Below are 5103 nucleotides of genomic sequence, written 5' to 3'. Positions count from 1 at the left end.
CGCCCGCGCCGCGCCCGCGCCCGCGCCGTGCAGGGCGCGGTGCGGGGTGGTGCGGTGGGGTCAGAGCCAGCCCTTCTGGGCGGCTTTGATGCCGGCCTCGAAGCGGCTGGTGGCGTTGAGGCGTTCCATGATGGAGGCCATGTGGCGGCCGACGGTGCGGGAGGAGATGCCGAGTCGCTGGCCGGCGGTGTCGTCGGTGAGTCCGGTGCCGAGCAGGCGCAGGAGTTGGCGTTCGGTGGGGGTGAGGCCGCTGGTGGGGTCCGTGGGGCTGGTGGCGCCGAGTGGGACGGCGGTGTTCCAGGCCTGTTCGAAGAGGTCGAGCAGGGCGTGGAGGATGCCGGGTTCGGTGATGTGCAGGGCGCCCTTGCGGTTGTCGGTGGGGTCGATGGGGACGAGGGCCTGGGTGCGGTCGGTGATGATCAGGCGCTGGGGGACGGCGGGGGCGGTGCGTACCTCGCTGCCCCGGCTGAGGAGCCAGTGCGCGTAGGCGGTGGCGTGCGGCTGGTTGCGGGTGGCGTCCTGGTAGAGGGTGCGCATGGTGACGCCGCGGGCGAGGACCTCGGTGTCGGCGGGGCGGGAGGCGTCGAGGTCCTCGGGGCGCTGGTTGCCGGGTTGGCTGCTGAGGACCTCGGTGGTGGTGGCGCGGCCCATCTGTTCGAGGCGGGCGTGGATGGCGTCCATGCCCAGGAGGCGTTCGCCGTGTCCGGCGCGGTGTTCGGCGCGTTCGGCGACCATGCGGGTGACGGCGGCGCGGGAGGCGGCGAGGGCGGCCTGGCGGGCGGCGAGGTCGGCCTCCTGGCGGGCGACCATGTCGGCGAGCCCGATCGCGGGGTCCACGGCGCGCATCTGTCCGGGGTGGTCGGCGGAGGCGCGCACCAGCATGAGGTGGCCGAGCTCGTCGAGGTGGCCGTGGACCTGAACGTCCGTCAGTGCGCACCGTGCGGCGAGTTCGGCGATGCCGTCGCCGGGATGGTCGAGCATGGCCTGGTAGACGGCGGCCGCGTCGGCGGACACGCCAAGCGCCTGCAACATGGAATCCCCCCGGATCAGTCGTCCTGGCGTCGTGGCGGCGCCGGCCTGGGCATCCTTCCAGTACGACCCGATCCGGTTCAAGATCCATTGGCGGCTTTCGCGGCTGCTCAGGGCATATGACCTGCGGATTCCCTCCTGTGCCGCATCGCCCCCGATTGACCGCCACGCCGGCGTTCGGGCGCGGCCGGGCGGGCCGAACGGGGGAGTGTCATGGACATGGTTGGATGTCCGGGGTCGGACTGGCCGGTTGGCGACACCCCGAAGGCCTTCCGGCCGCCCCGGGCGGGCGGCGAAGCTAGTGATCGCCGCCAGGGAGACAGACAGTCGGACCGGGCGGCAACCGGACGAGGCATCAACCGCGGGATGCCTCAACGGACTTCCCCAGCCCGCATGCCGAGACCAGAGGACTCCAGCCATGATCCGCACCCGTATCGCCCAGGCCGCCGCGGTCGCCGCCCTCGCCCTGACCGCCCTCGTCATCGCCCCCGCCGCCACGGCCGGCGCCACCACCACCGGCACCGCCGTCCGGGCCGGTGTGCAGACCTCCGACAGCCTCGGCTGGGGCGGCTGAGCGCACCCCCATGGACATCGTCTACGCCAGCCTGCACCGCAGGCGCCCCGGGCCGGTCCCGCCCGGTGAGGCGGCCGAGGTCCTCGCCGCCCTGTGGGCGCACGCCCGGCCCGACGACGGCCTCCAGCACCTCTCCGCCCGCAGCGAGGACGACCGCATCGACCTCCTGCTCTACCTCCTCACCCGCACCCCGGATTCGGCCGGTGCAGAGCCGGGCCCGGCCCGCGCCCACGCGCTGATCAGCCGCAGCCACCTGGCCTCACCCCTGCTGCACGGGCGGTACGTCCCGCCGGCACCCGCCACGGCACCCGGCCGGCCCACCCCGCCCTGAACCACCCCGAACCGCCCAGCCCCGCCCAGCCCCGCCCAGCCCCGCCCAGCCCCGCCCAGCCCCGCCCTGCTCCGCTTCGCTTCGCCCCGAACCGCCCGGCCGCCGGCATCCGCCCCCGGGCGCACCACTCGGGCATGCCCCGGCCCGCACCTGTGCAGCCGTGACCGCTGTTCCTGCAGGACAGCTGTCAGCCGTCCCTGCCCTTCCGGGATCCGACCGGCGACACGGGCCATCCCGTTCTGCCCGGCGATGCCCGCCGCACCGTGCTCGGCGTGTGCACCACGCCCCTTCTTCCTCCTTCCACACGATCTCTCAGGAGTCCCGCCATGTCCGTGCGTTCCCGCCGTATCGCCGCCAAGTCCTCCGCCACCCTGTTCGCGTCCGTCGCGATGCTGGGCGGACTGCTGGCGCCGGCCGCCCACGCCGACACGAACACCATCGTGAGCATCGCGAACGCCAACCTGGGCAAGAAGGCGTGCTCGACCAACACCACCGGAGGGACCGGCTACTACTCCAGTTGCACCGGCGCGAACGGCGCACCGGAGGCGTGGTGCGCGGACTTCGCGAAGTGGGTGTGGGCCAGGTCGGGCTACAACGTCTCCGGGCTGACCTCCGGCGCGGGCAGCTTCGGCCAGTACGGATCGCGGCTGCACTCCACCCCGCAGGTCGGCGACGCCCTGCTCTTCGACTACAACGGCTACAACTGGGCCTCCCACGTCGCCATCGTGACGGCGGTCGGCAACGGGACCGTCACCACCGTCGGCGGCAACGAGGGCGGCGTCTCGGGCAACTGGTCCGCGACCTCCTCCGTGCGCCAGGACACCCACAGCTCCGCCGTCGGCTACCGCTACGGCAGTGAGACGATCAGCGGCTACGTCTCCCCGCAGGGCGGCAGCAGCACCCCGCCGCCCTCCTCCCCGCCGCAGGCCTCGGCGCCCTCCCTCGGCGATGCGGGCTCGGTCGTGGCCGAGGACGGCACCCAGTACACCTTCACCCGCGACGCCGCCAACGGCCACCTGCAGGTCACCTACCTGCCCAAGGGCGGCAACTGGACCACCGCCGACATGACCGCGATGGCCGGCACCCCCGTCTCCGCCGGCGGCGCGCCCGCCGCGTTCATCCAGCACAACGGCACCATCGGCGTCACCACCGCCGACGCCGCCGACGGCCACCTGCAGATCACCTACCTGCCCAAGGGCGGCAACTGGGCCACCTCGGACCTCACCGACCAGGTCGGCACCCCCGTCACCGGCGGCGGCATCAGCAACACGGTCGCCCCCGACGGCACCCTGTACATCTTCAGCCGCGGCTCCACCGACGGCGGCCACCTCAGCGCCACCTACCTCAACAGCGACGGCGCCTGGGCCACCGCCGACATGACCGGCTACGTCGGCACGCCGGCCTCCGCGGGCGGTGCGCCGGCCGCGTTCGTACAGAAGGACGGCACCGTCGGCGTGGTGACGGCGAACGCCGCGAACGGCCACGTCTACATGACCTACCTGCCCAGCGGCGGGCAGTGGACCGGCGCCGACATGACCACCCTCGCCGGTACCCCGGTCAGCGACGGAAACATCGGCAACGCCATCGCCGCCGACGGCACGCACTACATCTTCAGCCGCGGTTCCACCAACGGCGGCCACCTCAGCGCCACCTACGCCGGCACCACCTGGACCACCACCGACATGACCAACTACGTCGGCACCCCGGCCTCCGCGGGCGGTGCGCCCGCCGCGTTCCTCCAGGCCGACGGCACGGTCGGCGTGGTGACGGCGAACGCCGCGAACGGCCACGTCTACATGACCTACCTGCCCAGCGGCGGGCAGTGGACCGGCGCCGACATGACCACCCTCGCCGGTACCCCGGTCACCGGCGGCAGCATCGGCAACGCCATCGCCCCCGACGGCACCCACTACATCTTCACCGTCGGCTCCACCAACGGCGGCCACCTCAGCGCCACCTACGCCGGCACCACCTGGACCACCACCGACATGACCAACTACATCGGCACCCCCGCCGCCGGCTGACGGCCCCACCCCCCGCACGCCGCTCCCCGCCCCGGCCCGCCGCTCCCCGCCCCCTCGACCGGGGCGGGGAGCACCGTGCGGGCCCCGACCCGCCGCCGCCGGCCGGAACCCTTCCCGGCCGGCGACTCCCACCGCCACCGCCGCACCAGCCGCCACGCCACACCAACGGAGCAGACCGTGACCACCCGCCCCCGCCGGACACCCGCCCTCGCCCTCGCCGGCGTTCTCGCCCTCGCCGCACCCGTGCTCGCCACCGGCGAGGCCTCGGCCGCCTCGGTGTCCACCTGGGACAAGGTCGCCGACTGCGAGAGCAGCGGCAACTGGGCGATCAACACCGGGAACGGCTACTACGGCGGCCTGCAGTTCAGCCAGAGCACCTGGCTCGGCTACGGCGGCGGCCAGTACGCCGCGTACCCGCACCAGGCGACCAAGCAGCAGCAGATCCTCATCGGGGAGAAGGTCCTCGCAAGCCAGGGGCAGGGCGCGTGGCCGACCTGCGGCCCCAGGGCCGGCCTCGGGGCCGACCACGCCGACCCCTACCCGTCGACCTCCCCGCCGCAGGCCTCGGCGCCCTCCCTCGGCGATGCGGGCTCGGTCGTGGCCGAGGACGGCACCCAGTACACCTTCACCCGCGACGCCGCCAACGGCCACCTGCAGGTCACCTACCTGCCCAAGGGCGGCAACTGGACCACCGCCGACATGACCGCGATGGCCGGCACCCCGGCCTCGGCGGGTGGTGCGCCGGCCGCGTTCGTGCAGAAGGACGGCACGGTCGGCGTGGTGACGGCGAACGCCGCGAACGGTCACGTCTACATGACCTACCTGCCCAGTGGTGGGCAGTGGACCGGCGCCGACATGACCACGCTCGCGGGTACCCCGGTCAGCGACGGAAACGTCGGCAACGCCATCGCCGCCGACGGCACGCACTACATCTTCAGCCGCGGTTCCACCAACGGCGGCCACCTCAGCGCCACCTACGCCGGCACCACCTGGACCACCACCGACATGACCAACTACGTCGGCACGCCGGCCTCCGCGGGCGGTGCGCCCGCCGCGTTCGTGCAGAAGGACGGCACGGTCGGCGTGGTGACGGCGAACGCCGCGAACGGCCACGTCTACATGACCTACCTGCCCAGCGGCGGGCA

At 73.6% G+C, this 5103-nt stretch carries 5 protein-coding genes; 4 read left to right on the top strand and 1 reads right to left on the bottom strand.

The features are described from left to right. Nucleotides 1–60: 60 nt before the first annotated feature. On the bottom strand, nt 61–1014 hold the full coding sequence (locus tag ACFV0G_RS35005) for a LuxR C-terminal-related transcriptional regulator (protein ID WP_380556688.1): 954 nt from the start codon (nt 1012–1014) through the stop codon (nt 61–63). A gap of 433 nt (nt 1015–1447) precedes the next feature. Here ACFV0G_RS35005 and ACFV0G_RS35000 point away from each other — a divergent pair, with 433 nt between their 5' ends. The 4 genes from ACFV0G_RS35000 to ACFV0G_RS34985 all read left to right on the top strand — a co-directional run. Next, complete coding sequence (locus ACFV0G_RS35000) at nt 1448–1603, top strand: hypothetical protein (RefSeq protein WP_380556686.1); 156 nt, start codon at nt 1448–1450, stop codon at nt 1601–1603. Nucleotides 1604–1613: 10 nt separating this feature from the next. Continuing rightward, a complete protein-coding gene (locus tag ACFV0G_RS34995) occupies nt 1614–1934 on the top strand; it encodes a hypothetical protein (protein WP_380556684.1) in 321 nt (106 codons plus the stop codon). Between the two features lie 326 nt (nt 1935–2260). Continuing rightward, nucleotides 2261–3958, top strand: a complete 1698-nt coding sequence (locus ACFV0G_RS34990; protein WP_380556682.1) for a CHAP domain-containing protein — start codon at nt 2261–2263, stop codon at nt 3956–3958. Nucleotides 3959–4135: 177 nt separating this feature from the next. Further along, nucleotides 4136–5103: transglycosylase family protein (locus tag ACFV0G_RS34985; RefSeq protein ID WP_380556680.1), on the top strand; the 968-nt coding region annotated here is incomplete at its 3' end.

The organism is Kitasatospora sp. NPDC059571 (assembly GCF_042735675.1).
Taxonomy (GTDB): domain Bacteria; phylum Actinomycetota; class Actinomycetes; order Streptomycetales; family Streptomycetaceae; genus Kitasatospora.
Note: the sequence above shows the minus strand (reverse complement) of the source record. Positions and strands in the feature narration are given on the sequence as shown.

Excerpts from the sequence above, each read along its gene's own strand:
- ACFV0G_RS35000 (WP_380556686.1), top strand. The coding sequence starts at position 1,448 with ATGATCCGCACCCGTATCGCCCAGGCCGCCGCGGTCGCCGCCCTCGCC.
- ACFV0G_RS34995 (WP_380556684.1), top strand. The coding sequence starts at position 1,614 with ATGGACATCGTCTACGCCAGCCTGCACCGCAGGCGCCCCGGGCCGGTC.
- ACFV0G_RS34990 (WP_380556682.1), top strand. The coding sequence starts at position 2,261 with ATGTCCGTGCGTTCCCGCCGTATCGCCGCCAAGTCCTCCGCCACCCTG.